Genomic DNA, 26,501 nt, shown 5'->3' with positions numbered 1-26,501 from the left:
TCCTGCAGCCCTCCCTTGCAGTTTTTGAAACTAGCTCCGGCGCGAAAGAGCTCCGGCAACCAGGAACGCCATTTCCAGGGACTGCATGTGGTTCAGGCGCGGATCGCAGACCGATTCGTAGCCCTCGACAAAGGCATCCTGATCAACCGGATCTGCTCCGCCGAGGCACTCGGCCACGTCGTCACCGGTCATTTCCACGTGCAGTCCGCCGGGGAAGGTGCCCAGCGAATCATGCACTTCAAAGAAGCCGCGGACTTCGTCCATAACGTCATCGAAGTTCCTGGTCTTGTAGCCGTTCGGTGACGTCACGGTATTTCCGTGCATCGGGTCGGTTACCCACAGGACCTTCGCGCCGGACGCGGTGACCTTCTCCACCAGCGGGGGCAGCTTCTCCCGGATGTTGTTGGCTCCCATCCGGGTGATAAAGGTCAGCCGGCCCGGTTCACGGTTCGGATCCAGCTTGTCAATCAGGGCAAGGGCATCCTCGGGGCTGGTCTTGGGGCCAAGCTTCACGCCAATGGGATTGCGCACCTTGGAGAGGAAGTCCACATGGGCGGCGTCAAGATCCCTCGTCCGCTCCCCGATCCAGAGGAAGTGCCCGGAGGTGTCGTAGGGCTGGCCGGTGCGGGAATCCACGCGGGTCAGGGCGCGCTCGTAATCCAGCAGCAGCGCTTCATGGCTGGCAAAGAACTCCACCCGTTTCAGGGCCTCGAAGTCTGCGCCGCAGGCATCCATAAAGCGGACGGCCCGGTCAATCTCGCGGGCCAGGGACTCGTACCGGGAGTGCGCAGGGTTTGAGGTGAACCCCTTGTTCCAGTGGTGCACCAGCCGCAGGTCGGCAAACCCGCCCTGGGTAAAGGCGCGGATCAGGTTCAACGTGGAAGCGGAGGTGTGGTACGCCCGCACCATCCGGGCCGGGTTGTGCCGGCGGGACTCCGGGGTGAACTCGAAGCCGTTGACCATATCGCCGCGGTAGGCAGGCAGGGTGACACCGTTGCGGGTTTCGTCATTGGAGGAGCGGGGCTTGGCGAACTGGCCAGCCATCCGGCCCATCTTGATCACCGGCACCGAGGCGCCATAGGTGAGCACCACAGCCATCTGCAGCAGCGTGCGCACACGGGCACTGATCTTGTCCGCAGTGGCGGCCTCGAAGGTCTCGGCGCAGTCCCCGCCCTGGAGGAGGAATGCCTTGCCCTGCGCGGCCTCGGCCAGACGGGAACGGAGCACGTCCACTTCACCGGCAAAGACCAGCGGCGGGACCATGGAAAGTTCCGCGATTGCCGCGCTATACCCGGGATCGTCCTGCCAGGTGGGCTGCTGGGCAATAGGCAGGGAACGCCAGTTATCCAGTTCCGGATGGCTGGCAGCAGTAGCGGCCGCACCGGAGAGCGTGGTTGGAAGGGAATCGCTGTTTACGGGTGTGTTGGTCACGGCTTAAGCCTACTGGCTGCCCGCCCGGAACAAATAAGCGCGTCATATTCGCCGGATGCCGTGCAACGTAAACAGGGCCGGGAAGAACAGGACTATGCCGAGTGCGGCCTGCGGCCCTGTTCAGCGGGTGCGCTGCCGTTGTCGGCGCCGGAGGCCCCGTCCGCACCGGACGTCTTGTCCGCACCGGAGCCGGTGATGTCCGCGGCGAGCTGGGATGTACGGCGCTTTCCGGCACGCTCACCGCGTGCTGCCTTCTTTCCCTTACGGTCCGCCGTCACGTCTTTAGGCGCCTCATCCGAACCGGCGGCCTTGGACCCGATCACGGTTACCGTGCCGGGCAGCTTTCCGCCGTCCTCCACGGGCACATCGACGGCGGAAGTGTCCTGAGTGGTACGGGCGTCGGTTCCCGCCGGAGCAGTCCCCAGACGGACCGCGGCGCCGCGGGCCTCGGCAGCCTTGCCGCCTTTCCGTGCGGCGTTCTTTTCCTTGACGGTGCTGGCGTATACGTCTACGTATTCCTGGCCGGACAGGCGCATGAGTTCATACATGATCTCGTCGGTTACCGAACGCTGGATAAAGCGGTCATTCTCCAGGCCGGCATACCGGGAGAAATCCAGCGGCTCGCCGACAATGATGCCGATACGGCGGATGTTGGGGATCCGGCGTCCAATCGGCTGGACCTTATCGGTACCGATCATGGCAACCGGGATCACCGGGACACCTGTGGAGAGGACCAGCTTGGCCACACCGGTTTTGCCGCGGTAGAGGCGGCCGTCAGGGCTGCGCGTGCCCTCGGGGTAGATACCCAGCAGTCCGCCGTTTTCCAGCACGTCTACCCCGGCTTTCAGGGAGCTCGCGGAGGCTGCACCACCGGAACGGTCCATGGGCAGCTGGTTGGCGAGCCGGAAGAACGCCGCAGTGAGCTTGCCCTTGATGCCCTTGCCGTTGAAGTAGTCGCTCTTCGCCAGGAAGCTCACCGGGCGGGGCACAGCCAGCGGCAGGAAGATCGAGTCGGAGAAGGAGAGGTGGTTACTCACCAGGACTGCCGGACCGGACTCGGGAATGTTGTTCATCCCCTTCACCCAGGGCCTGAAGAGAAGATTTACCACCGGCCCGATGAATATCGTCTTCATCACCCAATAGAACACGCGGCCTGATCTCCCGTCCGGACAAACAAAACTAGGGAACCTGTTGGTTCCGCAGACTCTACTGTATGCGGGCTGCGCGCCGCAGGTGAATTTCCGGCGTGCGCGCCCCCTAATAGTTTGCTCCCTGCGGGGTGGAAAATGCTCCCCGCAATGCAACCATAGAGATATGACTTCCCTCCCGGGCGCTGACGCCTTTCACTATGCGGGACACGGCCCCAATGCCGGCGTGGGCGTGCTCCTGAGCCACGGCTTCACCGGCTCCCCGGTGAGCCTGGCGGCCTGGGCCCGGCACCTGGCGGATCAGGGCTACGCGGTCAGCCTGCCGCTGCTGCCCGGACACGGCACCACCTGGCAGGAACTGGCACGGACACCCTGGCAGCGGTGGTACGGGGAATATGAGCAGGCCTACTACTCCCTGCGGGAGCGGACCGGAACCGTCGTTGCGGCAGGACTGTCGATGGGAGGCGCGCTGGCACTGCGGCTGGCGGCGAAGCAACCGGTGGCGGGCGTCGTCGTCGTTAACCCCGGCCTGACCATCGGCGACCCGCGGGCACGCTATTCGGGGCTGCTCAAATACGTGCTCCGATCCGTTCCGGCCATCGGCAACGACATCCGGCTGGAGGGGCAGGACGAAGGGGCATACCCGCGGACTCCGGTAGCGGCGGTACAGCAGTTGGGACGGCTTTTCCGCGACACCACTGCTTCGCTGCCGGAGGTGAACGCGCCGGTCCTCGCTTTCCGGTCCCGGGTGGATGCGATTGTCCCCGAGTCCAGCATGGATGTGCTGCGCACCGGGCTTGTCAACGCGGACCTTGAGGTGGTGCCGCTGGAGAACAGCTACCACGTGGCCACCATGGATCATGATGCGCCGCTGATCTTCGAACAGTCCCAGAGTTTCATCCAACGGGTGAGCACCGGAGTCCGCTCATGAGCGACCGCGAACCGGAGCACAATGAATCCACCGACGAGGAAGTCTGGCTGGACCTGGTCGCCCGGCTGGAGCACATGGATGCCGGCGAAACCAGCCGCGACGGCGGCGACCGGGAATCCCCTGCTCCGCAGGAGGACCCCGGCCCCGGACAACAGGCCGGCGTTCCCGGTCCGGGCCCGGCCGGCTCACCCGCCGAGCGGACCCGGGCCATCTTCGAGAACCAGCCGCTCCCCATGACCGGCCCGCGGGACTACGCGGCGCCGGAGGAGGACGAGGACGACGGCGGGTTCACTCCCCCGGAACCACCACCCCTGGGCAGCGGCGAACCGCTGGTGGTGCTGGCCTGGATCGGCGCACTGGGCGGGCCGCTGATGCTTCTGCTATTCGCGATGCTCTGGCGCGGGGCGCCGCTGGCCGTCGTGCTGGGGACCATCGCCGTCTTCGCCGGCTCGGCGGCGTACCTGCTGTTCCGGCTCCCCTCGCATCGCGACGAGAACGACGACGGCGCCGAGGTCTAGGCGGTCCGGCCGGGTCCGCGTCCGGCCTAGCGGCGTGTGGCGATCCGCGAGAGGTCCGCGGCACCGATCATTCCTGCTGCCGGACCCATCGCGGCGCGTTCCATCCTCGCTGCGGGCCGGAAACCCCGGCCGGTCAGGTTCCGGGCAAAGGATCGGCGTGCAGGTTCAAGGAGCAGATCCCCGGCGTCGCTCAGTCCGCCGCCAATGACGAACATTCCCGGGTCCAGGGCGGCTGCCAGGTTCGCCAGGCCAAGTCCCAGCCACTGGCCCACCTCATCCAGCAGCTCAATGCTTGCCGCATCGCCTTCCAATGCCAGGCGGGTCACTACGGCCCCCGTCACCGCGTCCGTATTGCCGTCCACGGCACGGAGAAGCTCCTGCGCCACCGGTGAGTTGGCGGCCGCAAGTTCACGTGCCTCCCTGCCCAGCGCGTTGCCCGAGGCGTACTGCTCCCAGCAGCCGCGGTTTCCGCATTCGCAGCGGTGCCCGCCCGGCATGATGATCTGGTGGCCAAACTCCCCCGCCACCCCAAACCGGCCGCGCTCCAGCCGCCCGTCCAGCACCATGGCACCGCCGATCCCTGTTCCCAGGGTTACGCAGACCAGCCGGGACTCACCGGCACCGGCACCGAAGCGGTACTCCGCCCAGGCAGCACCGTCGGCGTCGTTGACAAGGAAAACCCGGCGGCGCAGCAGCCGTTCGAGATTCTCGCGCAGCGGCTCATTGCGCCAGGCCAGGTGCGGGCTGAACAGGACCGTGCTGCCGGCCAGGTCCATCCAGCCGGCCGCGCCGATGCCCACCGACCATACGTGGTGCTCCGCCGAGAGTTCACGGACCAGGTCCACAATCACGGCCTCGACCTCCCGGGGGTCATGACCGGGAGTGGAGCGGCGTGCCTGTTTCAGGACTCTGCCGTTCCCGTCCACCAGGCCGGCCGCTACCTTGGTTCCGCCGATGTCGATGCCGATGGCCAGGCCGCGCCGCCGCATCCGGTTGTGCAGCCGCATGGGCCGGCCGCCCCGGAAGGGCTCGGCAGGGCCGAGACGGCGCTGCAGGGGTGTCGGAACGGAACGGGGCACGGAAACTGGCGTTAAGGGAGGCATCAGAAACCTATTCTAAGGAAACAGCAAGAGCGGTGACGCAAAAGTTATAGATCCGCAAGGTTACCGACGGGTACAAGAGTGTGATCTAGGTTATAGGCTGGCAGTGCCTACGGGCCCACCCGGATATCAAAGGAGCTATCGTGCGAGAATTCAGCGTTCCCGTCCTAGCGGAATCCCCGCCGCAGACAAACATCACCAACATGCTGCTGGACCAGGCAGCAAAGCCGAGCAATCCGGCACTTTTTGCCGTACGGGACGGGCAGGGTGAGTGGCAGCGGATCAGCGCCACGGAGTTCACCAAGGATGTCAGCGCCCTCGCGAAGGGCTTTATGGCCTCCGGCGTGAAGGCAGGCGACCGGGTCGCCATTATGTCCCGCACCCGGTACGAGTGGACCCTGGTGGATTTCGCCCTCTGGTTCGCCGGAGCCGTCTCCGTTCCGGTGTACGAGACCTCCTCCCCTTCACAGGTCGCCTGGATCCTCAGCGACTCCGGTGCCGTCGGCATTGTGGTGGAAGCTCCGCGGCATGAGAACATTGTCCGTCAGGCTGCAGCAGACGAGGACCTCTCAGGGGTTGCCAACGTCTGGCAGATCGACGGCGGCGGCCTCGACACACTGCGGACTGCAGGCGCCTCGATCAGTGACGAGGATCTCGACGCCCGGCGGGCCACGGCCCACATGGATGACCTCGCCACCATCATCTACACCTCCGGCACCACGGGTAAGCCCAAGGGGTGCGAGCTAACCCACGGCAACTTCGTGAACCTGTCCAAAAACTCCGAGCTCGCCGAGCCCGAAGTGGCCCGCGAAGGGTCCCAGACCATCATGTTCCTCCCGCTGGCACACGTGCTGGCCCGGTTCATTTCGGTGCTCAGCGTGGCCACCGGCGCCACGGTGGCGCATACACCGGACGTCAAGAACCTGCTCCCCGATCTGCAGAGTTTCAAACCGACCTTCATCCTGGTGGTCCCCCGCGTACTGGAAAAGGTCTTCAACGCCTCCATGCTCAAGGCCGAGGACGGCGGCAAGGGCAAGATCTTCCATGCCGGCGTTGCCACCGCCGTGGAATGGTCCAAGGCCAAGCAGGAAGGAAAGGTGCCGCTGGGCCTGAAGCTCAAGCACGCCCTCTTCGACCGGCTGCTGTACGGAAAGATCCGCGAGGCCATGGGCGGCCGGGTGGAGTACGCCGTCTCCGGCGGAGCACCCCTGGGTGAGCGCCTGGGACACTTCTTCCATGGCATCGGCCTGCTGGTCCTGGAAGGCTACGGCCTCACCGAGACCACTGCCCCGCTGACCACCAACACCCCGCAGCTGGTCAAGCTGGGCACGGTGGGTGCCCCGCTTCCCGGCAACAGTGTCCGGATCGCCGACGATGGTGAGATCCTCGCCAAGGGCATCAGCGTTATGAAGGGCTACTACAAGCGCCCCGACCTCATGGGTGAAACCTTCACCGACGGCTGGTTCCACACCGGCGATATCGGCGAGCTTGATGCCGACGGCTTCCTGAAGATCACCGGCCGCAAGAAGGAAATCATCGTGACGGCCGGCGGCAAGAACGTAGTGCCGTCCCAGCTGGAGGATTCCATCCGGTCCAGCGCCATCGTCTCCCAGTGTGTGGTGGTGGGTGATGCCAAGCCGTTCATCTCCGCACTGATCACCATCGATGAAGAGGCACTTCCGGGCTGGCTGGAACGGAACAAGCTGCGCGCCGGCATGACGGTGAGCGAGGTTGCCGCCACTGACGAACTGCAGACGGAACTGCAGGGCATTGTGGACCGGGCCAACAAGAAGGTCTCCCAGGCTGAGGCCATCAAGGTCTTCCGGGTAGTGCCCACCGACTTCACCGAGACCAGCGGGCACCTGACCCCGTCCCTGAAGATCAAGCGCGCCCAGGTGCTGCGGGACTTCTCGGAGGTCATCGACGACATCTACAGCGGTCAGCGCGTCTGATCCTGCACGGCTTGAAGCCGGGCAGCGGCCCCTCGACTAGAGGCGGTTCCTGCCCGGCTTTTCCGTTGTCTTCAGGGACAGCAAGGCGTTTTCCACTACCTCGGTCAGTGCCGGGTGAATCCAGTACTGGCCCCGGGCCATGGTGGCCGCGTCCAGACCGAACTCCATGGCCTGGATGAGCGGCTGGATCAGCATGGACGCCTCGTGGCCCATGATGTGCGCGCCGAGCAGGCGGCCGCTCTCCTTCTCCGCCAGCAGTTTCACGAAACCGGTGGAGTCCTCCATGGCCCAGCCATACGCCGTCGAGCCGTATTCCTGCACGGCCAGCGCCAGTTCCACGCCGCGGGCCTCAGTATCGGTGCAGGCCTCTTCCTCCGTCATTCCCACACTGGCAATCTGCGGGCTGCTGAAGACGGCGGCCGGGACAAAGCGGTGATCCGCCTTCCGCAGGTCATCCGGATGGACCAGGTTATGTGAAACCACCCGTGCCTCATGGTTGGCAACGTGCTTGAGCTGGTAGTCGCTGCTGACATCCCCCAGCGCCCAGACACCGGGGACCGGGGCGCCGGAGGACAGCACCCGGCCGTACCCGTCCACGGCCAGCCGGCCGTCCTCCCGGGTATCGAAACCGGCTGCAGCTACGTCCAGCCTGTCCGTATTGGGCACCCGTCCGGTGGCGGCAAGCACCAGGTCCACGTCGAGTTCCTGCGTTCCTGCCGGCCCGGAAAGCACCACGTGCACGGAACCGTCAGCGTTTTCCTTGAGCGAGTCCACCGTGGTGTTCAACTGCAGGTTCCACTGCTTGGCCGCTTCGGCGGTGAAGCGCTCGGATACTGTCTCGTCCAGTGAACGCAGCATCGCCCCCGAACGGACTGCAACGGTCACCTCCGTACCGAAGGCAGCGAAGACGAACCCGAACTCCGCGGCGATGTACCCGCCGCCGATGATGAGCACCCGGCGTGGCAGCTCATCCACGCGCATGACGGTATCGGAGGTGTGCACCTGTGGCAGGTCCATGCCCGGGGTGTCGGGCAGGACCGGGCGTGAGCCGGCAGCCACCACTATCTGATCGGCGGTGATTTTCTCACCGGTAGCGGTGACCAGGGAATGCGGCGAAGTGAAGCGGACGTATTCGCTGTACAGCGTGACGTTCTCCAGCTCTTCGGCCCGGTAACGCCTGCCACCCTCCGAGATGGCGTCTATGCGGGTAAAAATCCGGTCCCGGATATCACGCCAGCGCACCCCGGCCAGCGGCGCATCCACGCCCAGCCGGGCGCCGTCGCTCACGGCGGCCGCCAGCTGGGCGGGATACACAAACATCTTGGTGGGAATGCACCCGACGTTCAGGCAGGTACCCCCGAACGTTCCTCCGTCGATGACCGCCACCCGCTTACCGTCCCAGTCAGGGGTGATCAGTGAATTGCCGGAGCCTGAGCCGATGATGGCGAGATCAAAATGGGTCACGCCATCAGTCTACTCAGCCTGGGGATTTCACTTAGGGGTGATCACCAGCAGCAAATCACCGCCCTGGACCTGTTCCACCTGCGAAATGGCCACCCGTTCGATGGTGCCGGCGATCGGTGCCGTAATGGAGGCCTCCATCTTCATGGCCTCAATGGTGGCAACCGTCTCACCCGCAGCAACTTCGGTGCCCTCCTTGACCGTGACAGTCACCGCGCCGGCGAACGGCGCTGCGACATGTCCGGGCTCGGCCGGATCCGCCCGCTCCGCTGATTTCTCCGAGGTCTCAATGCTGCGGTCCCGCACCAGGACCGGGCGCATCTGCCCGTTCAGCGTGGTCATGACCGTCCGCATTCCCTTCTCATCCGGTTCAGATACGGCGTCGAGCGTGGCTATCAGGCGCACGCCCTTTTCGAGTTCAATAACGTGCTCTTCCCCACGGCGCAGCCCGTACAGGTAGTCACGTGTTTCCAGCACGGACACGTCGCCGTAGGTTTCCCGGACAGTGGCGAACTCCTTGGCGGGGCCGGCGAAAAGCAGGCGGTTGAGCGTTTCCTGCCGGGTTGCCGAATCCGCGTTCAGTCCCGCCCTGTCCACCTCGGTGAGTTCGACGTCGCGTGCCCTGACCTTCCGGCCCTGCAGCGCCTTGGTCCGGAAGGGTTCCGGCCAGCCTCCGGGAGGGTCGCCCAGTTCGCCGCTCAGGAAGCCGATCACCGAATCGGGAATGTCGTAATTCTGCGGGTTCTCTTCAAAGTCCTCCGGGGAGACGTTCGATCCGACCAGCTGCAGGGCCAGATCCCCCACTACCTTCGAGGAGGGCGTGACCTTCACCAGGCGGCCGAGAATGCGGTCCGCGGCAGTGTACATATCCTCGATGGCTTCGAACCGCTCCCCCAGTCCCAGGGCAATGGCCTGCTGGCGGAGGTTGGACAGCTGGCCGCCGGGGATTTCGTGCCGGTACACCCGCCCGGTGGGGCCGGCCAGACCGGACTCGAAGGGTGAGTACACCCGGCGGACGGCTTCCCAGTACGGTTCCAAGGCGCCCACCGCGTCCAGGCTGATACCGGTGTCCCTGTCGGTATTGGTCAGTGATGCCACCAGCGAGGACATGGAGGGCTGGCTGGTGGTTCCGGCCAGCGGGGCGCTGGCCACGTCCACGGCGTCCACCCCGGCGTCCGCTGCCGCCAGCAGGGTGGCCAGCTGGCCGCCTGCGGTGTCATGGGTATGCAGGTGTACCGGCAGGTCAAAGCGTTCCCGCAGGGCGGAGACAAGCTTGGCGGCAGCAGCCGGGCGCAGCAGGCCGGCCATGTCCTTGATAGCCAGGATGTGGGCGCCGGCGTCGACCATGCGCTGGGCCAGATCCAGATAGTAGTCCAGCGTGTAGAGCTCTTCCTTGGGGTCCAGAAGGTCACCGGTGTAGCAGAGGGCAACCTCGGCTACCGCGGTTCCCGTGTTCCGCACCGCCTGGATGGCCGGTTCCATCTGCGAGACGTCATTGAGCGCATCGAAGATCCGGAAGATATCAACACCGGTGGCGGCTGCCTCTTCCACGAATGCCTCGGTGACTTCCGTGGGGTAGGGCGTGTAGCCCACCGTGTTCCGTCCGCGCAGCAGCATCTGGATGCAGACGTTGGGCAGTTCGTGGCGCAGCGCGGCCAAACGTTCCCATGGGTCTTCGCCGAGGAAGCGGAGCGCAACATCGTAAGTGGCACCGCCCCAGGCTTCCACGGAGAACAGTTCGGGCGTCAGGGCAGCTACCGCCGGAGCTGCTGCAGTCAGGTCCCGGGTACGGACCCGCGTGGCGAGCAGGGACTGGTGGGCGTCCCGGAACGTGGTGTCCGTGACCGCCAGGGCCGTGCGCTGCCGAAGGTCTGCGGCGAAGCCTTCCGGCCCCAGTTCAAGCAGCCGCTGCCGTGAGCCCGGCCGTGCTTCCGGCAGGTCGGCGGGAAGCTTCTCCGCCGGGTCGCTGTGCAGCACTGCTTCTCCATGCGGCTTATTAACTGTGACGTCAGCAAGCCAGTTCAGCAGCTTGGTACCGCGATCTGCTGAACCGCGGGCATTAAGCAGTTCCGGGCGCTCCTCGATGAAGGATGTAGCCACATCTCCGGCGACAAAGTCCGGATCATCCAGCACGGCCTGCAGGAAGGAGATATTGGTGGCGACACCGCGGATCCGGAACTCCGCAAGTGCCCGGCGGGCACGGTTCACGGCCACCGGGTAGGTCCGGCCACGGCACGTCAGTTTCACCAGCATGGAGTCAAAGTGCGGGCTGATTTCCGCGCCGGCGTATACGGTGCCGCCGTCGAGCCGCACCCCGGCGCCACCGGCTGAGCGGTAGGCGCTGATCCGGCCGACGTCGGGCCGGAACCCGTTGGCGGGGTCCTCGGTGGTGATGCGGCACTGCAGGGCGGCCCCGCGGATCTGCAGCTCATCCTGGAACAGGCCCAGATCAGCCAGCGTTTCCCCGGCTGCGATGCGCAGCTGGGACTGGACAATATCGACGTCGGTGATTTCCTCGGTGACGGTGTGTTCCACCTGCACGCGCGGGTTCATTTCAATGAACACGTGCTGGCCGGCCCGCTCGCCCACCGTATCCACGAGGAACTCCACGGTGCCCGCATTCACGTATTTCAGCGCCTTGGCGAACTTCACCGCATCCCGGTACAGAGCCTGGCGGATGTTCTCATCCAGGTTCGGTGCGGGGGCAATTTCCACCACCTTCTGGTGCCGGCGCTGCAGTGAGCAGTCCCGCTCGAACAGGTGCACGATGTTGCCTTCAGCATCCGCGAGGATCTGAACCTCAATGTGCCGGGGCCGAAGGACTGCCTGCTCGAGGAACACCGTGGGGTCGCCGAAGGCGGTTTCCGCCTCCCGCATCGCCGCGGCGAGGGCTTCGGGCAGCTTGTCCTTGCTGTCCACCCGCCGCATGCCGCGTCCGCCGCCGCCGGCCACGGCCTTGACGAAGATCGGGAAACCGATGGCGTCAGCCTCCGCCAGCAGCTCGTCGGGGTCTGCGCTCGGCGCCGTGGACCGCAGAACCGGGATGCCGGCTTCCCTGGCGGCGTTCAGCGCGTGCACCTTATGCCCGGCCAGCTCCAGAATGTCCGCCGCCGGCCCCACAAAGGTGATGCCGGCGTCGGCTGCAGCCCGGGCCAGATGCGAGTTCTCGGACAGGAAGCCGTACCCGGGATAGATCGCGTCGCAGCCGGATTCCTTGGCCACCCGGATGATTTCATCCACATCCAGGTACGCCCGGACCGGGTGGCCCTCCTCGCCGATCAGGTAGGCCTCGTCGGCCTTCTGCCGGTGAATGGAGTTCCGGTCCTCGTGGGGAAACACGGCCACCGTCTTCGCACCGAGCTCATACGCGGCACGGAACGCCCGAATGGCGATTTCGCCCCGGTTCGCTACCAATATCTTCGAGAACATGGGTCTCCTGCATCGTTGCGGTGGGGCACCAGGACAGTACCGCCATTAACGGATTTTACCCACGGCAGTTGCGGGCAAGCGTGAAAAATACCGGCTGCAGCCGGTAGGCGCAGCACGGAACCGCCGTGGTGGATATCACAGTGTGCCACCAGTGTAAGCGCCACCCCTGCAAAAGGGCGCTGCCAAGGTAACAGGCGTCCGTCACATAGAATGAGGGTGCAGCCTCCAGTGATCCCTAGACACGTTAGGTTTTGGTTCAACAAGTGCAAGTAGTGAGCATCAGCAGCCTGAAGGGCGGCGTCGGTAAAACCTCCGTCACGCTGGGCCTGGCATCCGCCGCGCTGGCCGCAGGCATTCCGACGCTCGTCGTGGACCTGGACCCGCATGCAGATGCGACCACCGGCCTGGGTGTCAGCGCCGGCAGCCAGCTTGGCATCGGCGAAATGCTTCGCAACCCCCGCCGGGTGCAGCTGGCCGACCAGGTGGTACCCAGCGGCTGGGTGGAAAACGCCCGCCGGCTCGCCAAGAACCCGGCCGGCCGGAAACCTGTCCTGGACGTAGCCATGGGTTCCGCCTACTCGGGGATCTATGACCGCCCCGACCTCGGCAAACGCGACCTTCGGCGCCTGACAAACCTGCTGTCCCGGGTCACCGGCTACGGTCTGGTCCTGATCGACTGCCCGCCGTCACTGAACGGCCTGACCCGGATGGCGTGGACGGCCAGCAACCGCGTCCTGCTTGTTGCCGAGCCCGGCCTCTTCTCAGTAGCAGGCACCGAACGCACCATGCGTGCCCTGGACCTGTTCAGGGAGGAGTTCGCACCGAACCTGGCACCCGCGGGCATCATCGCCAACCGGGTGCGGCCCAGTTCCAACGAGCATGTGTTCCGTCTGGCCGAGATGAAGCAGATGTTCGGCGATCTCCTGCTGAGCCCGACCATCGCCGAACAGGCCAACTGGCAGCAGATCCAGGGTGCCGCGCATTCGGTCCACCACTGGCCGGGCGAATCCGCCAAGCAGGCTGCGGGCACTTTTGATGCCCTGGTCAAGAACCTGATGGATACCGGCAGCGTCCGCAACCGCGTGATGCGCCGGCCCGTGGGCTAACAGCTGCGCAGACTGACAAACGGAAGGGCACCCCGCGGGGTGCCCTTCCGTTTGTCTAAGGCTTCTGTGGCCGGTTCTTTCCCTGGCTAGCTGATTTTGCGGGCGATACGCCGCTGGCTCAGTTCGTCTCCGGGAAACTCGTTGACGTGCTCGCTGGGCAGCTGGGCGAGGCTGCCCTCCACTTCACGCCAGACACGGCCCACGGCAATGCCGAATACGCCCTGGCCGCCCTGCACCAGGTCAATGACTTCATCTGCGGAGGTGCACTCGTACACGCTTGCACCGTCACTCATCAGGGTGATCTGGGCCAGGTCCTCGACGCCGCGTTCCCGCAGGTGTTCCACGGCGGTACGGATCTGCTGGAGGGACACCCCGGTATCCAGGAGGCGCTTAACCACCTTCAGGACAAGAATGTCCCGGAAGCTGTAGAGGCGCTGGGTGCCGGAGCCTGCGGCACCCCGCACGGCCGGCTCAACGAGTCCCGTCCGCGCCCAGTAATCCAGCTGGCGGTAGGTGATGCCGGCCGCCTTGCAGGCTGTAGGGCCGCGGTACCCGGCGTCCTCGTCCAGGACGGGAAGGTCTTCGGTGAACAGCAAGCCCTGGGCACTGTGGGGCGGGATGCTCCCTGGTACACCGGCACGCTCGCCGGCGTCGCCTTTCGGACTCACGTGTGCCTCCTAATAACGGTTCCCCTGGGGGTCGGCACGGGCCGGAGCAATCGGGGTTTTCAGTCTCCCCCGAGAACTCCCCCGATGCAATGGGAACTCTATGCTTCGACGTTAGAACCGACTGGCACCAAGGTCAAAGACGCAGGGGTTTTTGCCGCGGCGTGTCGGAGCCGGGCAGGTAATCCGTTAGTGCTCGAAGTCCTCGGGTTCAACATCGGCCAGGAATTCACGGAACTGCCGCATCTCCTGTTCCGCGTTGTCCTGCTCTTCTTCGCTGGCCTCGGACTCGTCGGTCTCCGCAATCCGCACTCCGGCCTCGTCAAGCACTGCATCCGCGCAGTAGATCGGGCAGGGCACCCGCAGCGCAACGGCTATGGCGTCCGAAGCCCGGGAATTCACTGCCGTGCCGTCCTCAAAAACAATCTCCGCGTGGAAGACGGTGTCCTCCACCGAGATCAGCCGGACCTGGGTGACGGTGCGCTTCAGGGCCCGGATCAGGTTCACGAGCAGGTCATGGGTCATCGGCCGCGGTGGAACTATCCCCTGCTGCACAAAGGCGATCGCGCTGGCCTCGGGTGCTCCGATCCAGATGGGCAGGTGCCGTTCCCCGTTGACTTCCTTCAGGAGGACCAGCGGCTGGTTGGATGGCAGTTCAATCCGCACGCCCACTACTTCGATTTCCTGCATGGGTTAGGCCTCCATCCGGGCGATTTGGCCCTGGACCAGAGCGCTGTGCAGGCTCAGGCACAGGTCACTGATCTCGCGGGCTGTTTCAGCGGCACGTGCCTTGGACGCCACGTCGCGGCGGGAGGCAACGGGGGCGACCACGCGTTCCACCAGTCCCAGCTCACGGTCGGCGGCCGCCCGGAATGGGCGCAGGTGGCGGGGCTCGATGCCGTGGGCCTCAAGCTGGACGCAGGCCTTCGCCACCTTGAGCGCATGTTCGTCATAGCGTTCATCCGTGGCATTAATCAGCCCGTAGCTGGCGAGGCTGTGCACAAGGTCACTGCTGGCGCCGGATTCCCGGACCAGTTCCGCGAAGGTCAGTGTCCGGGCACGGGCGCGTGCCGCAAGTTCTCCGGCCAGCTGGTCCGACACCGCACGCGGGGCAAGGGACATTCCGCCGGGCAGCGACTCGGGACGTTCACCCCGGTCGATGGCGTCAAGATAGTCCTTGATGACCTTCAACGGCAGGTACTGGTCCCGCTGAAGCGCCAGGACAAACCGGAGCCGTTCGACGTCCGCCGTGGTGTACTTGCGGTAGCCAGCCGCGGTGCGCTGGGGCGTTACCAGGCCCTTTTCCTCGAGGAAACGGATCTTGGACGCACTGATGGCCGGAAAATCACCGCTCAGCTCGCTGAGGACCTCGCCAATGTTCAGCACCCTGCCGCGCAGCCGCTCCGGTCCGGGGGTACGCCTGACGGACTGTGATGCTGACATGTCTACTACCTTATCTGCCCTGCGCCCGGAGCTACGCCTGGGTCCGGGCAGATGCCGGCCGTGCAGCATAAAAAGTCAGCCGGAATTTCCCGATCTGCACTTCGCTGCCCGTGCGCAGCAGCACACTGTCCACCCGGTCATTGTTGACGTACGTACCGTTCAGGCTCATTGAATCGACCACCCGGAATCCTTCCGGTGTACGGCGGAACTCGACATGCTTGCGGGAGACGGTGACGTCATCGAGGAACACATCTGCATTGGGATGCCGGCCGGCGGTGGTCACATCCTGGTCCAGCAGGAAGCGGGCACCGGCGTTGGGTCCGCTGTGGGCAATCAGCAAGGCTGATCCTGCCGGAAGAGCGGCGACCGCGGCGCGCTCGTCCGGGGTCAGCTTCGGCTCCACCGATGTGGAGTCGGAAATCGGGGGAAGACTGATGGATGTGGTGTCTTCTCCACCTGGTGCCTGTCGGTTGTCCGCTCGTTCGGCACTGTACTGCTCGCCCGCCATGTGCAAATCCTCCCCAAAATGAAAACTGATCAGCCGGGGTCTCCCTGGCTGATCCGGTTCCAGCGACTGTTTCTGCCTTACCTGCTGTATTAGCCTACCCGCTGCAGGCCCTTGGCGGCACTGGCGATTCCGCTGGGGAAAACTATATGTCCTTGTCCGGGCGTTCCTCCGGCAGCCGCCGCGGTCCGTCCGCACCCTCTCACCCCGGTTCGGGCGTCTGCTGATGGTGGATCAGTTCAGCCCGTCCATCGCGGACGATGTACCCGGACAGCATTACAGCCGAATATTCCTCCCCGCCCCGACTGCCCGTGAACCGGTAGGCCAGGGTCGCCGTATCAGCGGTGACCCAGTGCCGGAAAGGGTCCATCCGGACGGTGTCCCAGGGAGCCGCGGCCGTGATCGCGGCAACACACTCCCCTTTGTTCAGCACCGCACCCGGCACTATCACCACGGCGTCCGGGTGCAGGAGTTCCCGGTAGGCGGGCGCGCCCTCAACCGCGAGTCTGCGCTCCAGCCGAAGGAGCTCCTCACGGGCCAGCTCCGGCGGAACAGCCCCGCCTTCACCGGGACCGGCCACCCATTGGACCATTTGGATGATCAGGCCGTTCGGATCCCGGTACTGGGCAAAGCGTTCACCCCACGGCTCGGTTTCCGGTGGCGTGACCACTTCCGCCCCGGCGTCCCGCAGTTGCGCGTGGGCTTCGTCGAGATTGTCCACCTCGTGCACCAGCAGCAGGCCCTCGCGGGCACGGCCGGCGGCTTCGGCGGGCTTGAAGGTGGGCAGCCCGGTGCGGAGGAAAATGATGTTGGACCCGCCGTCGGGGTGGCGAAGGGAGAAAAACCCGTCATCTTCCATGTCCACGGCGTAGCCCAAATGCTCTATCAGGAACCGGGCGGAGGCTTCGGGGTCCGGAACGTTGAGCGAAACGGCAAACGAAGAGATTTTTTCCGGCATGGCTGTCCTTCCAGTTTCTTGTCGGGCTCGCTCCGGGACGCCAGCAGCCCGCACGGGGGCCGGTCAGCAGACAGATGTAAGGCTAGGCTTCCGGGGGCGGCGCGGGAAGAGCGGCACAGAGCGTGCCGGAACGGAAGCCGGTCGCGGCCTGGATGAAGAGGGCCTGCCTACAGCTTTAGTCCGGCAGCTCAATGCGAAGTATGCGGTCATCATCGGGACCTGGCTTTCCGCGGCCATCGGTGTTGTTTGTCAGCACCCACAGGCTGCCGTCGGGAGCATTCACCACATCGCGCAACCGGCTGTGTTCGCCGGTGAAGTAGTCCGTGGACGTCCCGGGGTCCGCCAGCGGCACCTGCCGGAGACGTTCCCCGCGCAGGTTGGCGATGTAGGCGGATTCCTTCACGATGGCGATGCCGCTCGGGCTGGCAACATCGGGAGCCCACTGCTGCACCGGGTCGATGAAGCCTGCCTCACCTGCCATGCCTTCCACCTCCGGCCATCCGTAGTTGCCGCCGGGCTCAATCACGTTGAGCTCGTCCCAGGTGTCCTGACCGAACTCACTGGCGTAAAGAATGCCGTCGGCATCCCAGCCAATCCCCTGCGGATTGCGGTGCCCGTAGCTGTAGACGAGGGACCCGGGCAACGGATTGTCCGCAGGGACTGTGCCGTCGGCCGCCATCCGCAGGATCTTGCCAGCCAACGATTCCAGGTCCTGGGCGCTGTCCCGGTCTCCGGCGTCGCCCGTGGTGGCATACAGCATGCCGTCGGGACCGAACGCGAGGCGCCCGCCGTTATGGACCCGGCCTGCGGGAATGCCCTCCACTACGGTCTCCGGGGGCCCCAAACCCCAAGACCCGGCGTCCCCGCTTAGTTCCCGCCGGTCAATCCGGTTCTCCTCCCCGGCGGTCAGGTACGTAAAGAGGACGCCATCCTGCACGGCAATCCCGAGGAGCCCGCCTTCTCCGCTGCCGGCTGATTCGGCAATACTGCCCACCTCGTAGGTAGTCCCGTCAGGGTTCACCGACAGGATGCGGCCGGTATCCCGCTCGCTGATCAGCGCGGTGCTGCCGGCGAATGCAACGGACCACGGAGCGTCGAGTCCGGTGGCGATGGTTTCAGCTGTGGCGGCACCGGCGGACGATTCGTCGGTGGACAGTCCACCGGCGCCGTCCGGGCCGGCGGTACAGGCAGCAGCGGCCAGGACAGTGAGCACCATCGCGGCCGGGCGGAGGTAACGGCGTCGGAGTGTGCGTCCGGGTACGTTCCGGTCTGCCGTCCCGGGTCCACCGTTCATCCCGGGCGTACCTGGGAACTGTAGCCGCGTCATTGTCCGAACCTAACCGGGCGGGGAGCCCTCCGGAAGGCCGGCGGACGGAAAGCCGCCTTGCCCCGGCGACTGTGCGCATCTGGCGGAGTGCCCCGGAGGCGGGGAGAATCGGTCCTGGGGTTTGAGGCGGGCCGAGGCGGGCCGCTGGAGTGCCCGACGGCGGAGCGTGGTGAGCGGGCGCCCAGCCCCTACCTCTCTCCCCCAGCCATACGAACCCGCTCCCAACAAACATTGGAGCCAAGATGGAGATTCTCTTCGTCCATGGTGCCGGCGGATGGATGGATGACCAGCCGTTGGCAGCGGAACTGCGTAACCGGCTGAACGTCCCCGTGGTTATGCCCGAATTTCCCGAAGAGGACATGTCCGCTGCCCAGTGGCGCCGCGAATTGGAGCGCTGGCTCGCGTCGATGGAACCGGGTGCGGTGGTGGTGGGGCACTCCTTCGGTGCATCCACGGCCCTGCTGCACTATGCGGATGAGAGCGGGGCCGATGAAGGCGGGGCCGACGATGGCGGGGCCGATGATGACAGGGCCCCCGCTCCCCTAGGCCTGGTGCTCCTGGCGACGCCGGCATGGGGCACCGAAGGATGGCAGGCCGAGTACGCACTGCCGCCAGCGGCGCAGCTGCGGCTTCCCGTCCGGCTGCATCACTGCCGTGACGACGACGTGGTGCCCTTTGCCCACCTTGAGCGGCTCGCTGAGCGAATACCCCATGCCGCCGTTCGCAGGCACGCAACCGGTGGCCACCAGTTCGAGGGCCGCATGGGTGCCATTGCCGAGGACGTGGCGGCACTGGGGAACCTGTGAGCCGGCACGGCCCGCTGGTACGCCGCTGACCGACAGATGTCGCTAAACGGCAGACCGTTTAACGACAAAAGCCCGGCAGAACTCTCGTTCCGCCAGGCTATCTGTCGGGTTGACAGGATTTGAACCTGCGACCCCTTGACCCCCAGTCAAGTGCGCTACCAAGCTGCGCCACAACCCGTTACCCGGCCGGTTTATTTCCGGCCGAACCAACTCGAATACTCTACATCATAAGCAGCCAAAGTCCCGAATCGGGTCCGCCGCCGCGACGGAACCCGGTTCATAGTGCAGGTACTGCTCCCCCAAAGGGTGCCGGAGGACGCGTACTGCGCAATGAAAGCCCAGACTCCGCGGGATACGGAAACGGGCCTGTCCCCAGGGACAAACCCGTTATCCGTACCGCTACCGTGCGTGCGGTGAAATTAGCGCCGGCTGTTCTTGCCGCGCTTTTCGCGCACACGCATGGACACCTCAATGGGTGTTCCTTCGAAGCCGAAGGTTTCGCGCAGGCGGCGGGTAATGAAGCGGCGGTACCCCGGGTCCAGGAAACCCGTGGTGAACAGGACGAACTTCGGCGGGCGGGAGGATGCCTGGGTGCCGAAGAGGATACGGGGCTGCTTGCCGCCGCGGACAGGGTGCGGGTGCGCCGCCACCAGCTCGCCCAGGAAGGCGTTGAGCTTGCCGGTGGGGATGCGCTTGTCCCAGCTTTCCAGGGCGGTGTCCAGTGCGGGCACCAGCTTGTCCTTGTGCCAACCGGTCTTAGCCGAGATGTTCACGTGCGGGGCCCACTCCACGTGCGCCAGGTCGCGCTCGATCTCCGTCTTGAGGTAGCGGCGGCGGTCGTCGTCGAGCAGGTCCCACTTGTTGAAGGCCAGGACCAGTGCGCGGCCGGATTCGATCGCCAGCTGCAGGATACGGACATCCTGTTCGCTAAGGACCTCGTCGACGGCCAGGAGCACCACGGCAACCTCGGCCTTTTCCAGGGCAGCCTGCGTACGCAGCGAAGCATAGAAATCCGCACCCTGGGCCATGTGCTGGCGGCGGCGGATGCCGGCGGTATCCACGAAGCGCCAGGTGCGCCCGCCGAGTTCAACCATTTCATCCACCGGGTCACGGGTGGTCCCGGCCAGGTCATCAACGACGACGCGTTCGGAGCCTGCCAGCTTGTTCAGCAGCGAGGACTTGCCCACGTTCGGCCGTCCGATCAGGGCGATGCGGCGGGGACCGCCGGAGCGGTCCAATCCGCCGTAGGCCGAGTACTCGGGCAGGACGTCCATCACGGCATCAAGCATGTCGCCCGTGCCGCGGCCGTGCAGGGCCGAGACCGGGTACGGCTCGCCGAAGCCCAGCGCCCAGAGAGCAGACGCGTCGGCTTCGTTCTGGATGTCATCAACCTTGTTGGCAACAACAATGACCGGCTTCTTCTTGCCGCGCAGCATCCGCACCACGGCTTCATCGGTGGCGGTGATGCCTACTGTTGCATCCACCACCAGCATGACGGCGTCGGCGTGGTCGACGGCGATCTCGGCCTGGTCCGCCACCCGGGCGTGGATGCCGCGGGCATCATGCTCCCAGCCGCCCGTGTCCACCAGGGTGAAGTTCACGCCGTTCCAGGTCGCCGGGTAGGACACCCGGTCACGGGTAACGCCCGGAGTATCTTCCACCACCGCTTCGCGGCGGCCCAGGATGCGGTTAACCAGCGTGGACTTGCCGACATTCGGCCGTCCCACAATGGCTACGACCGGATCCTGGCGCAGGGGCGCGTCTTCGTCGTATTCCTCAAAGCCGCCGGCAAGCAGGGCGGCGTCTTCCTCGTCGAGTTCGTAGTCCTCAAGGCCGGCCCGGAGGGAGCGGGCGCGGATCTCCGCCTCGTCGTCGTCCATTGCCGCCAGGCGCTCGTTGATCGAGTCTTCTCCTACGGGGATGTATTCATCCGTGGAGGTCCCGTCACCGGCGGTGTCGTCGTTGAGAGGTTTGCCGTTCATAGAATTGCTTTCTTTCCGTTGAGGTCTGCAGCACTGTGCATACAGGCCGTCTCCGGACGTTCAGCCCGGTAAGTGCAGGGGAAGATCCGTGCGGCATTGCCGCAGGGACCCACCTCCCATTGAAACACGGGCCGGAGCCCGCGGGTGCTGCCGGGGTTCCCGGCGTCGGTGTTAGTGGGTGCTGCTGAAAACGACGTCGAGCACGGCCGCGACCGTCTCTTCGAAATCCAGGTCCGAGGAGTCGATGGTGGTGACGCCGTCGGCTGCCTGCTGGAAATCCACCACCGTGGAATCCTTGGCGTCGCGGACCAGCACCTGTTCCTTCAGTGCAGCCGCGCTCTGGGTCCCCCCGAGCTGGATGCCGCGACGGCGGAGCCGGGCTTCCTCGCTGGCGGTGAGGAGGATGCGCACTTCGGCGTGGGGCGCCACCACAGTGGTAATGTCGCGGCCTTCGGCCACAATCCGCAGACCGGAGTCCCGGATCAGCTGCTGCTGGCGGCGGACCAGTTCGGCCCTGGCGCCCAGCGTCGTGGCCACGGCGCTGACGGAGGAGGAGACCGAGGGTTCGCGGATGGCGTCAGTGACGTCACGGCCGCTGACCCGGACCCATTCCTCGTTCGGGGACATGCTCAGGGCAATATCGGCTGTCTCCGCAGCGGCTTCCACAGCCACGGAGTCGGTCAGGTCGATACCCGCTTCCATGCAGGAGAGCGTGACGGCGCGGTACATGGCACCGGTGTCGAGGTAGGCGGCGTGCAGCCGGCGGGCCACTTCACGGCTGATGCTGGACTTGCCGGAGCCGGACGGGCCGTCAATGGCCACCACCAGGGGCTTGCCCTGCCGGAACTGGGCCGGATCAATATTCGAACTCACTGCACTACCTTCCACCCGCGGGCGCTTAATTCAGAAACCAGATCATTTACCCGGCCGGGGAGCACGGAGATTTCCGCCCGCCCCACCTGCCGACCGGAGGAATGCTCCAGCCGCAGATCCTCCAGGTTGACGCCGATCTCCCCAATCTCGGTAAGGAGGCGGGCAATCTGACCCGGGGTGTCATCCACCAGGACCGTGAAGGAGACAAAGGACTGGGCCGGCCCGCCGTGCTTGCCCGGAATCCGGGCCTGGCCCACGTTGCCCTCGGCGATGAGCTGCGCCATGTCCAGCCGGGCACCGTCCGCCACCGGATCCTCCAGCGTGCGGATCAGCCGGTTTAGGTCCTCCCGCACGCCGTGCAGGATGGGTACCAGCCGCCCGGCGTTGCCGCTGAGGATCTGCACCCACAGGTTCGGATCGCTGGCCGCTATCCGGGTCACGTCCCGCAGGCCGTTGCCGGACAGGGCCAGGGACTGCGAGGGGGTTTCCTGCAGCCGGCTGGCGACCAGGGACGCCATCACCTGGGGCAGGTGCGAGGTCAGCGCCACGGAGGCATCGTGGTCCTCCGCCGACATCCGCGACACTACGGCTCCCAGGTCATAGGCCATGGCCTCGGCCCTGCGCACCGCATTCGGGGTTGCTTCCTCCGGCGCGCAGATAACCCACGGCATCCCGTTGAACAGTTCAGCCCGTGCAGCCACCGGCCCGGATTTCTCCCGGCCGGCCATGGGATGGGTGCCAACGTAACGGCTCAGGTCCGCGCCGCTGGAGCGCAGATCGGTCAGCACAGCAGACTTCACACTCGCAATATCAACAACGACGGCGTCCGGCCAGTCCTTCAACGCGGCCGCAGCCAGCGAAGCGGTGACATCCGGCGGAGCGGCAACCACTACGAGAGAGGGCGCAAAGGCGGCCTCTACGGAACGCAGCAGGCGCCCGGCGCCAATGTCCCGGGCAACGGCTTCAGTGGAGGGCGAGAGGTCCGAGAGGACAACGTCGAGGCCCCGGGCACGGAGCCCCAGGCCGATGCTCGTGCCCAGCAGTCCCGTACCGATAATCAGTACGGATCCGGACAGGTGTGTGCCCCCGTCAGCGGCTTCGGCCATGTCCCTAGAGCCCTACGGAAGCGAGCAGGTGTCCCACCTCGCCGCGGCCGAGAACGCGGATGCTGCCCTGACGCTGGTCCCCCAGGCTGATCGGGCCGATCTTGGTGCGGACCAGGCGCTCCACCGGGTGCCCGACGGCGTCGAACAGCCGGCGGACAATACGGTTACGGCCCGAGTGCAGGACCACCTCTACCAGGATGTGCCCGGGCGTGGAGTCGACCAGTTTGAAGGAGTCCACCTTCTGGAAACCGTCCTCCAGCTCGATGCCTTCGCGCATCTGGGCTCCCACGCCCTGCCCCATCGGGCCGCGGACCTGGACCAGGTACGTCTTGGGCACCTCGAAGGACGGGTGGGTCAGACGGTTGGTGAGCTCGCCGTCATTGGTCAGCAGCAGCAGACCCTCGGTCTCGTTGTCCAGGCGGCCCACATGGAAGAGGCGCTCATGCTTGCTGCTGGGCTTCAGGTAATCGCTGATGCAGGGACGGCCTTCGGGATCCTCCATGGTGGAGATGACGCCGCGGGGCTTGTTGAAGACGTAGTACTTCAGGTTTTCGTCCAGCTGCAGGCGCATGCCGTCCACATGGATGGCCACCGTGGCGGGATCAACGCGGACGCCAAGCTCGGTGACGACTTCGCCGTCCACCTCCACGCGGCCTTCCGCGATCATTTCCTCGCACACGCGGCGGGAGGCGACGCCGGCGCTGGCCATTACCTTCTGCAGGCGGATGCCCTCGGGGTTGTGGTGCTCGGAGATTACCGGTGCGGCGGGACGCCGCGTGGTGGAACGGCGGACCGGGCCCAGGTTCTGGCCGAATCGCTCGTTGCGGAAGGCACGGTCACCGCTCTTGCGCTGACCGGCCTGGGGGCCGCCGAACTTGCCGGCACCGGACTTGGCACCGCCGGAACGGGCACCCGCACCGGACTTCGGCGCACCGGACTTGGGGGCAGATTTGCCGGGCGTCGGGCCGAAGGCCTTTACGGCGTCGGACTTGAACTTCTCGGGCCGCACCTCGGGTGCGGGACGGTAGCCGTTGGCGCGCTCTTCGCCCTTTTTCAGGCCGGAGGCGGAGCGGGGGCCGCCGGAGCGCGGCGAAGCGGGCTTGGAGCCGCGGCCGAAGCCCTTGCCGCCAGCGGGACCACCGGCACTGCGTCCGCCGCCGCGCGGGGTATTGCGGCCGGATCCGGAACGGGGTGCTGGTGTCATGAGTAAGTCCTTTGGGTGTAGCGGTTAATAAGTAGTGTCTTCATATTCGGCCAGGTTTTCCAGCCCGGGCAGGTGCGGTGCAATCTGCGGAAGTTCGTCGAGGCTGCCCACACCGAGCCGTTCCAGGAAGTACGGCGTAGTGCGGTACAGCAGCGAACCGGTTTCCGGTTCGGTGCCGGCATCGACGATCAATCCACGCTGTACCAGCGTGCGGACCACCGAATCGACGTTTACTCCCCGGATCGCGGAGACCCGGGCCCGGGAGACGGGCTGCCGATAGGCAATAACCGCCAATGTTTCCAGTGCGGCCTGCGACAGCCGTGCACTCTGGCCTTCCAGTACAAACTTCGACACAACGGGCGCATAGTCAGCGCGGGAAAAAATCCGCCATCCGCCTGCAACATCGCGGAGTTCAAAACCACGCGGTGCGCCCTCGGGTCCATCCCCAGTATAGCCGTCATACTCACGGCGCAGTTCCTCCAGTGCCCGGAGCACCTCAGCCTCCGGCACCTCGAGCACCGCGGCCAGTTCAGCAGGCGCCACCGGTTCGTCCACCACCATCAGCACCGCTTCCACCGCCGGCTTCACTCCGCCGGGCAGCGCAGCCCCGTCCGGGGCGTCGCCGGGAACGGTGCGTGCTGCCGAATCATGCTGCTCTGCCGTCATGTCAGAATCCTTTCACTACCGGCACTGCTCTCGCCGGTGCCGGCGTATTCATCAGCCGGAACCAAGGCAACCGCGGATTCCGGGTCTCCGCCGGTCCAGGTGATCCGCAGCTCTCCCAGCGGAGCATCCTGGTCAAAGCTGACCGCTCCGTCCCGGAACAGCTCCAGCAGCGCCAGGAACCGGGCCACCGCCACAGGCCCGTCGGCATCCGAGACCAGCTCGGCAAACGTAGCCGCGCCCTGGTCAAACAGCCTGCCGGCCAGGATGCGGCTCTGCTCCCGGACGCTGGTTTTAGGCGCGTGCAGATGATCCAGGCCCACCGTTGGGGGCTGCTCGTCCCGGGGCTGGAGGGCACGGGCGGCAAGCTCGGCGAACTGCTGCGGTGTGGTGCGCCAGATCAGTTCGGGCAGCATGGCCGCAAAACGGGGTTCCAGGCTTACCTGACGGGGGAAGCGCCTGGCTTCCTCGGTGAGCCGCTCCCCCATCAGCCGCGCCATTTCCCGAAACGCCTTGTACTGCAGCAGGCGGGCGAAGAGCAGGTCGCGGGCCTCGAGCAGGGCAACGTCTTCTTCGTCTTCGACATCTCCGGCCGGCAGCAGGCGCGCAGTCTTGAGGTCCAGAAGCGTTGCTGCGATGACCAGGAATTCGCTCGCCTCGTCCAGCGCCACCTCCGGGCCGGTGCCGAAAAGCTCGCGGATGTAGCCCAGGAACTCATCCGTGACCGCGGCGAGGGCTATCTCGGTGATGTCCAGCTCGTGCTTGGAGATCAGCCCCAGCAGCACATCGAAGGGCCCGGTGAAGTTTGTCAGGCGTACTTCAAAGCCGCCTCGTTCGGACGCCCTCTGCTGCGGAGCGTCGTCGGGCGCGGCAGCAGGCCCGGCCGGCTTAGGGCGCGCCGCCGCGGGCAATCAGTTCCTTGGCCAGACGGCGGTACGAGTCGGCGCCCGGGTGGTTCCCTGCGTAGGAGGTGATCGGCTCGGCGGCCACGGTGGCGTCGGCAAACTTGATGGTCCGCTTGATGACCGTTTCGAAGACCTTGTCACCGAAGGCTTCCACCAGCCGGGAAATGACCTCGCGGCTGTGCAGGGTGCGGGCGTCATACATGGTGGCCAGGACACCGTCCACCTGCAGGCCCGGGTTGAGGCGGTCCTGCACCTTTTCAATGGTCTCCACCAGCAGCGCAACCGCGCGGAGGGCGAAGAATTCGCAGATCAGCGGAATGATCACGCCGTGCGCCGCGGTCAGTGCGTTGACGGTAAGCAGGCCCAGGGAGGGCTGGCAGTCGATGAGGATGACGTCGTACTCGTCACTCACGCGGCGAAGCGCACGTTCGAGCACCTGCTCGCGGGCCACTTCGTTCACCAGCTGGACCTCTGCCGCGGACAGGTCAATGTTGGCCGGCAGCAGGTGGATGTTTTCGATCGCGGTTTCATGGATGGCCTCGCGGATATCCACCTTGCGGTCCATCAGCACGTTGTAGACGGTGAGATCCAGCTCGTGGGGGTTGGCTCCGAGACCCGCGGACAGGGCTCCCTGCGGGTCAAAGTCCACCAGCAGAACGCGGCGGCCGGCCTCGGCCAGCGCGGCCCCGAGGTTGATGGTGGAGGTGGTCTTGCCGACCCCGCCCTTCTGATTCACCATCGCGATGATCCGCGCAGGGCCATGTGAGGTGAGGACGGGAGGTTCCGGGAATTCCGTGACGGGACGTCCGGTGGGACCCATCGCCGTATCGGTTGCGGTTGCGTCCTGCAGAGTCGACGAACTCTGATCGCTGCTCACGTATAAATCCACGCTTCCGTATCTAGCTGTCCTGCGGGCTGTCTTTGTCAAGGTTACAGCCGGGCCACGGCCATACCGTGAATCGTCGCCCCGAACACCGGCGAGCCTTGA

Annotated in this window: 22 protein-coding genes, 1 tRNA gene and 1 pseudogene; 5 read left to right on the top strand and 19 right to left on the bottom strand. The window is 65.7% G+C overall.

The features are described 5' to 3' along the window. Positions 1-30: 30 nt before the first annotated feature. Complete coding sequence (locus MUK71_RS06555) at positions 31-1,431, bottom strand: class II 3-deoxy-7-phosphoheptulonate synthase (protein WP_227928052.1); 1,401 nt, start codon at positions 1,429-1,431, stop codon at positions 31-33. 467 nt (positions 1,432-1,898) lie between these two features. Then, positions 1,899-2,579: pseudogene (locus tag MUK71_RS16310) on the bottom strand (lysophospholipid acyltransferase family protein); the annotation flags it as partial. 166 nt (positions 2,580-2,745) lie between these two features. Between MUK71_RS16310 and MUK71_RS06545 the strand changes: the two are divergent. Further along, a complete protein-coding gene (locus tag MUK71_RS06545) occupies positions 2,746-3,510 on the top strand; it encodes an alpha/beta hydrolase (protein WP_227902311.1) in 765 nt (254 codons plus the stop codon). Further along, positions 3,507-4,028 carry a hypothetical protein gene (locus MUK71_RS06540; protein ID WP_227902312.1) on the top strand — a complete coding sequence of 174 codons (522 nt, stop codon included), beginning with the start codon at positions 3,507-3,509 and terminating at the stop codon, positions 4,026-4,028. Before MUK71_RS06545 ends, MUK71_RS06540 begins: the two co-directional genes overlap by 4 nt. Before the next feature lie 26 nt (positions 4,029-4,054). On the opposite strand, the gene MUK71_RS06535 is transcribed toward MUK71_RS06540, so the two are convergent. Further along, the gene (locus tag MUK71_RS06535; RefSeq protein WP_227902349.1) at positions 4,055-5,035 is read right to left on the bottom strand and encodes an ROK family glucokinase; all 981 of its coding nucleotides are present in this window, start codon (positions 5,033-5,035) and stop codon (positions 4,055-4,057) included. Between the two features lie 236 nt (positions 5,036-5,271). Between MUK71_RS06535 and MUK71_RS06530 the strand changes: the two genes are divergently transcribed. After that, a complete protein-coding gene (locus MUK71_RS06530) occupies positions 5,272-7,080 on the top strand; it encodes an AMP-dependent synthetase/ligase (RefSeq protein ID WP_227902313.1) in 1,809 nt (602 codons plus the stop codon). Positions 7,081-7,116: 36 nt separating this feature from the next. Here MUK71_RS06530 and MUK71_RS06525 read toward each other — a convergent pair whose 3' ends face one another. Together MUK71_RS06525 and MUK71_RS06520 are read right to left on the bottom strand one after the other, a co-directional pair. Beyond that, on the bottom strand, positions 7,117-8,544 hold the full coding sequence (locus tag MUK71_RS06525) for a mycothione reductase (protein WP_227928054.1): 1,428 nt from the start codon (positions 8,542-8,544) through the stop codon (positions 7,117-7,119). 27 nt (positions 8,545-8,571) lie between these two features. Then, the gene (locus MUK71_RS06520; protein WP_227928055.1) at positions 8,572-11,970 is read right to left on the bottom strand and encodes a pyruvate carboxylase; all 3,399 of its coding nucleotides are present in this window, start codon (positions 11,968-11,970) and stop codon (positions 8,572-8,574) included. 263 nt (positions 11,971-12,233) lie between these two features. Between MUK71_RS06520 and MUK71_RS06515 the strand changes: the two genes are divergently transcribed. Further along, on the top strand, positions 12,234-13,076 hold the full coding sequence (locus MUK71_RS06515) for a ParA family protein (protein WP_227902316.1): 843 nt from the start codon (positions 12,234-12,236) through the stop codon (positions 13,074-13,076). An 86-nt stretch (positions 13,077-13,162) separates the two neighbouring features. Here MUK71_RS06515 and MUK71_RS06510 read toward each other — a convergent pair whose 3' ends face one another. From MUK71_RS06510 to MUK71_RS06485, 6 genes are all read right to left on the bottom strand, one after another. Continuing rightward, positions 13,163-13,744, bottom strand: a complete 582-nt coding sequence (locus MUK71_RS06510) for a MerR family transcriptional regulator (RefSeq protein ID WP_227902317.1) — start codon at positions 13,742-13,744, stop codon at positions 13,163-13,165. A gap of 186 nt (positions 13,745-13,930) precedes the next feature. Beyond that, entirely contained in the window at positions 13,931-14,431 is a 501-nt protein-coding gene (locus MUK71_RS06505; protein WP_227928056.1) for a bifunctional nuclease family protein, read from the bottom strand. 3 nt (positions 14,432-14,434) lie between these two features. After that, entirely contained in the window at positions 14,435-15,184 is a 750-nt protein-coding gene (gene ftsR / locus MUK71_RS06500; RefSeq protein ID WP_227928057.1) for a transcriptional regulator FtsR, read from the bottom strand. Between the two features lie 31 nt (positions 15,185-15,215). Next, positions 15,216-15,692 (bottom strand): FHA domain-containing protein, encoded by a 477-nt coding sequence (locus MUK71_RS06495; protein ID WP_227902320.1) that lies wholly within the window; start codon positions 15,690-15,692, stop codon positions 15,216-15,218. Positions 15,693-15,891: 199 nt separating this feature from the next. Then, positions 15,892-16,647 (bottom strand): VOC family protein, encoded by a 756-nt coding sequence (locus tag MUK71_RS06490; protein WP_227928058.1) that lies wholly within the window; start codon positions 16,645-16,647, stop codon positions 15,892-15,894. A gap of 175 nt (positions 16,648-16,822) precedes the next feature. After that, positions 16,823-17,941 carry a PQQ-dependent sugar dehydrogenase gene (locus tag MUK71_RS06485; protein ID WP_244802836.1) on the bottom strand — a complete coding sequence of 373 codons (1,119 nt, stop codon included), beginning with the start codon at positions 17,939-17,941 and terminating at the stop codon, positions 16,823-16,825. A 275-nt stretch (positions 17,942-18,216) separates the two neighbouring features. On the opposite strand from MUK71_RS06485, the gene MUK71_RS06480 reads away from it, so the two are divergent. Then, positions 18,217-18,780, top strand: coding sequence for an alpha/beta fold hydrolase (locus MUK71_RS06480; RefSeq protein ID WP_227928060.1), 564 nt, complete (start codon positions 18,217-18,219; stop codon positions 18,778-18,780). 104 nt (positions 18,781-18,884) lie between these two features. On the opposite strand, the gene MUK71_RS06475 is transcribed toward MUK71_RS06480, so the two are convergent. The 8 genes from MUK71_RS06475 to MUK71_RS06440 form a co-directional block, all read right to left on the bottom strand. After that, positions 18,885-18,958: transfer RNA gene (locus MUK71_RS06475), tRNA-Pro, on the bottom strand. A 241-nt stretch (positions 18,959-19,199) separates the two neighbouring features. Continuing rightward, complete coding sequence (gene der, locus MUK71_RS06470; RefSeq protein ID WP_227902324.1) at positions 19,200-20,762, bottom strand: ribosome biogenesis GTPase Der; 1,563 nt, start codon at positions 20,760-20,762, stop codon at positions 19,200-19,202. Between the two features lie 171 nt (positions 20,763-20,933). Then, positions 20,934-21,635 carry a (d)CMP kinase gene (gene cmk, locus MUK71_RS06465; RefSeq protein WP_227902325.1) on the bottom strand — a complete coding sequence of 234 codons (702 nt, stop codon included), beginning with the start codon at positions 21,633-21,635 and terminating at the stop codon, positions 20,934-20,936. Continuing rightward, a complete protein-coding gene (locus MUK71_RS06460) occupies positions 21,632-22,741 on the bottom strand; it encodes a prephenate dehydrogenase (RefSeq protein WP_227902326.1) in 1,110 nt (369 codons plus the stop codon). The genes cmk and MUK71_RS06460 overlap by 4 nt, the downstream gene beginning before the upstream one ends. A 4-nt stretch (positions 22,742-22,745) precedes the next feature. Beyond that, positions 22,746-23,945, bottom strand: coding sequence for a pseudouridine synthase (locus MUK71_RS06455; RefSeq protein ID WP_227902327.1), 1,200 nt, complete (start codon positions 23,943-23,945; stop codon positions 22,746-22,748). Positions 23,946-23,969: 24 nt separating this feature from the next. Further along, on the bottom strand, positions 23,970-24,611 hold the full coding sequence (gene scpB / locus MUK71_RS06450; protein ID WP_227928061.1) for an SMC-Scp complex subunit ScpB: 642 nt from the start codon (positions 24,609-24,611) through the stop codon (positions 23,970-23,972). Next, positions 24,608-25,519, bottom strand: coding sequence for a segregation and condensation protein A (locus tag MUK71_RS06445; protein ID WP_423724596.1), 912 nt, complete (start codon positions 25,517-25,519; stop codon positions 24,608-24,610). Before MUK71_RS06445 ends, scpB begins: the two co-directional genes overlap by 4 nt. Then, a complete protein-coding gene (locus MUK71_RS06440; protein ID WP_227902329.1) occupies positions 25,497-26,390 on the bottom strand; it encodes a ParA family protein in 894 nt (297 codons plus the stop codon). Before MUK71_RS06440 ends, MUK71_RS06445 begins: the two co-directional genes overlap by 23 nt. Positions 26,391-26,501 lie beyond the last annotated feature (111 nt).

The organism is Arthrobacter zhangbolii, assembly GCF_022869865.1.
Classification (GTDB): domain Bacteria; phylum Actinomycetota; class Actinomycetes; order Actinomycetales; family Micrococcaceae; genus Arthrobacter_B; species Arthrobacter_B zhangbolii.
The sequence above is the reverse complement of the archived record's forward strand: the minus strand, read 5'-3'. Positions and strand labels throughout refer to the sequence as shown.

Bases quoted from the DNA above. Each gene is read 5' to 3' on its own strand.
- MUK71_RS06490 (WP_227928058.1), bottom strand. From the start codon at position 16,647: ATGCCGGAAAAAATCTCTTCGTTTGCCGTTTCGCTCAACGTTCCGGAC.
- MUK71_RS06505 (WP_227928056.1), bottom strand. From the start codon at position 14,431: ATGCAGGAAATCGAAGTAGTGGGCGTGCGGATTGAACTGCCATCCAAC.
- MUK71_RS06480 (WP_227928060.1), top strand. From the start codon at position 18,217: ATGGAGATTCTCTTCGTCCATGGTGCCGGCGGATGGATGGATGACCAG.
- MUK71_RS06455 (WP_227902327.1), bottom strand. From the start codon at position 23,945: ATGACACCAGCACCCCGTTCCGGATCCGGCCGCAATACCCCGCGCGGC.
- der (WP_227902324.1), bottom strand. From the start codon at position 20,762: ATGAACGGCAAACCTCTCAACGACGACACCGCCGGTGACGGGACCTCC.
- MUK71_RS06485 (WP_244802836.1), bottom strand. From the start codon at position 17,941: ATGAACGGTGGACCCGGGACGGCAGACCGGAACGTACCCGGACGCACA.
- scpB (WP_227928061.1), bottom strand. From the start codon at position 24,611: ATGACGGCAGAGCAGCATGATTCGGCAGCACGCACCGTTCCCGGCGAC.
- MUK71_RS06545 (WP_227902311.1), top strand. From the start codon at position 2,746: ATGACTTCCCTCCCGGGCGCTGACGCCTTTCACTATGCGGGACACGGC.
- MUK71_RS06535 (WP_227902349.1), bottom strand. From the start codon at position 5,035: ATGCGGCTGCACAACCGGATGCGGCGGCGCGGCCTGGCCATCGGCATC.
- MUK71_RS06460 (WP_227902326.1), bottom strand. From the start codon at position 22,741: ATGGCCGAAGCCGCTGACGGGGGCACACACCTGTCCGGATCCGTACTG.
- ftsR (WP_227928057.1), bottom strand. From the start codon at position 15,184: ATGTCAGCATCACAGTCCGTCAGGCGTACCCCCGGACCGGAGCGGCTG.
- MUK71_RS06495 (WP_227902320.1), bottom strand. From the start codon at position 15,692: ATGGCGGGCGAGCAGTACAGTGCCGAACGAGCGGACAACCGACAGGCA.
- MUK71_RS06520 (WP_227928055.1), bottom strand. From the start codon at position 11,970: ATGTTCTCGAAGATATTGGTAGCGAACCGGGGCGAAATCGCCATTCGG.
- MUK71_RS06540 (WP_227902312.1), top strand. From the start codon at position 3,507: ATGAGCGACCGCGAACCGGAGCACAATGAATCCACCGACGAGGAAGTC.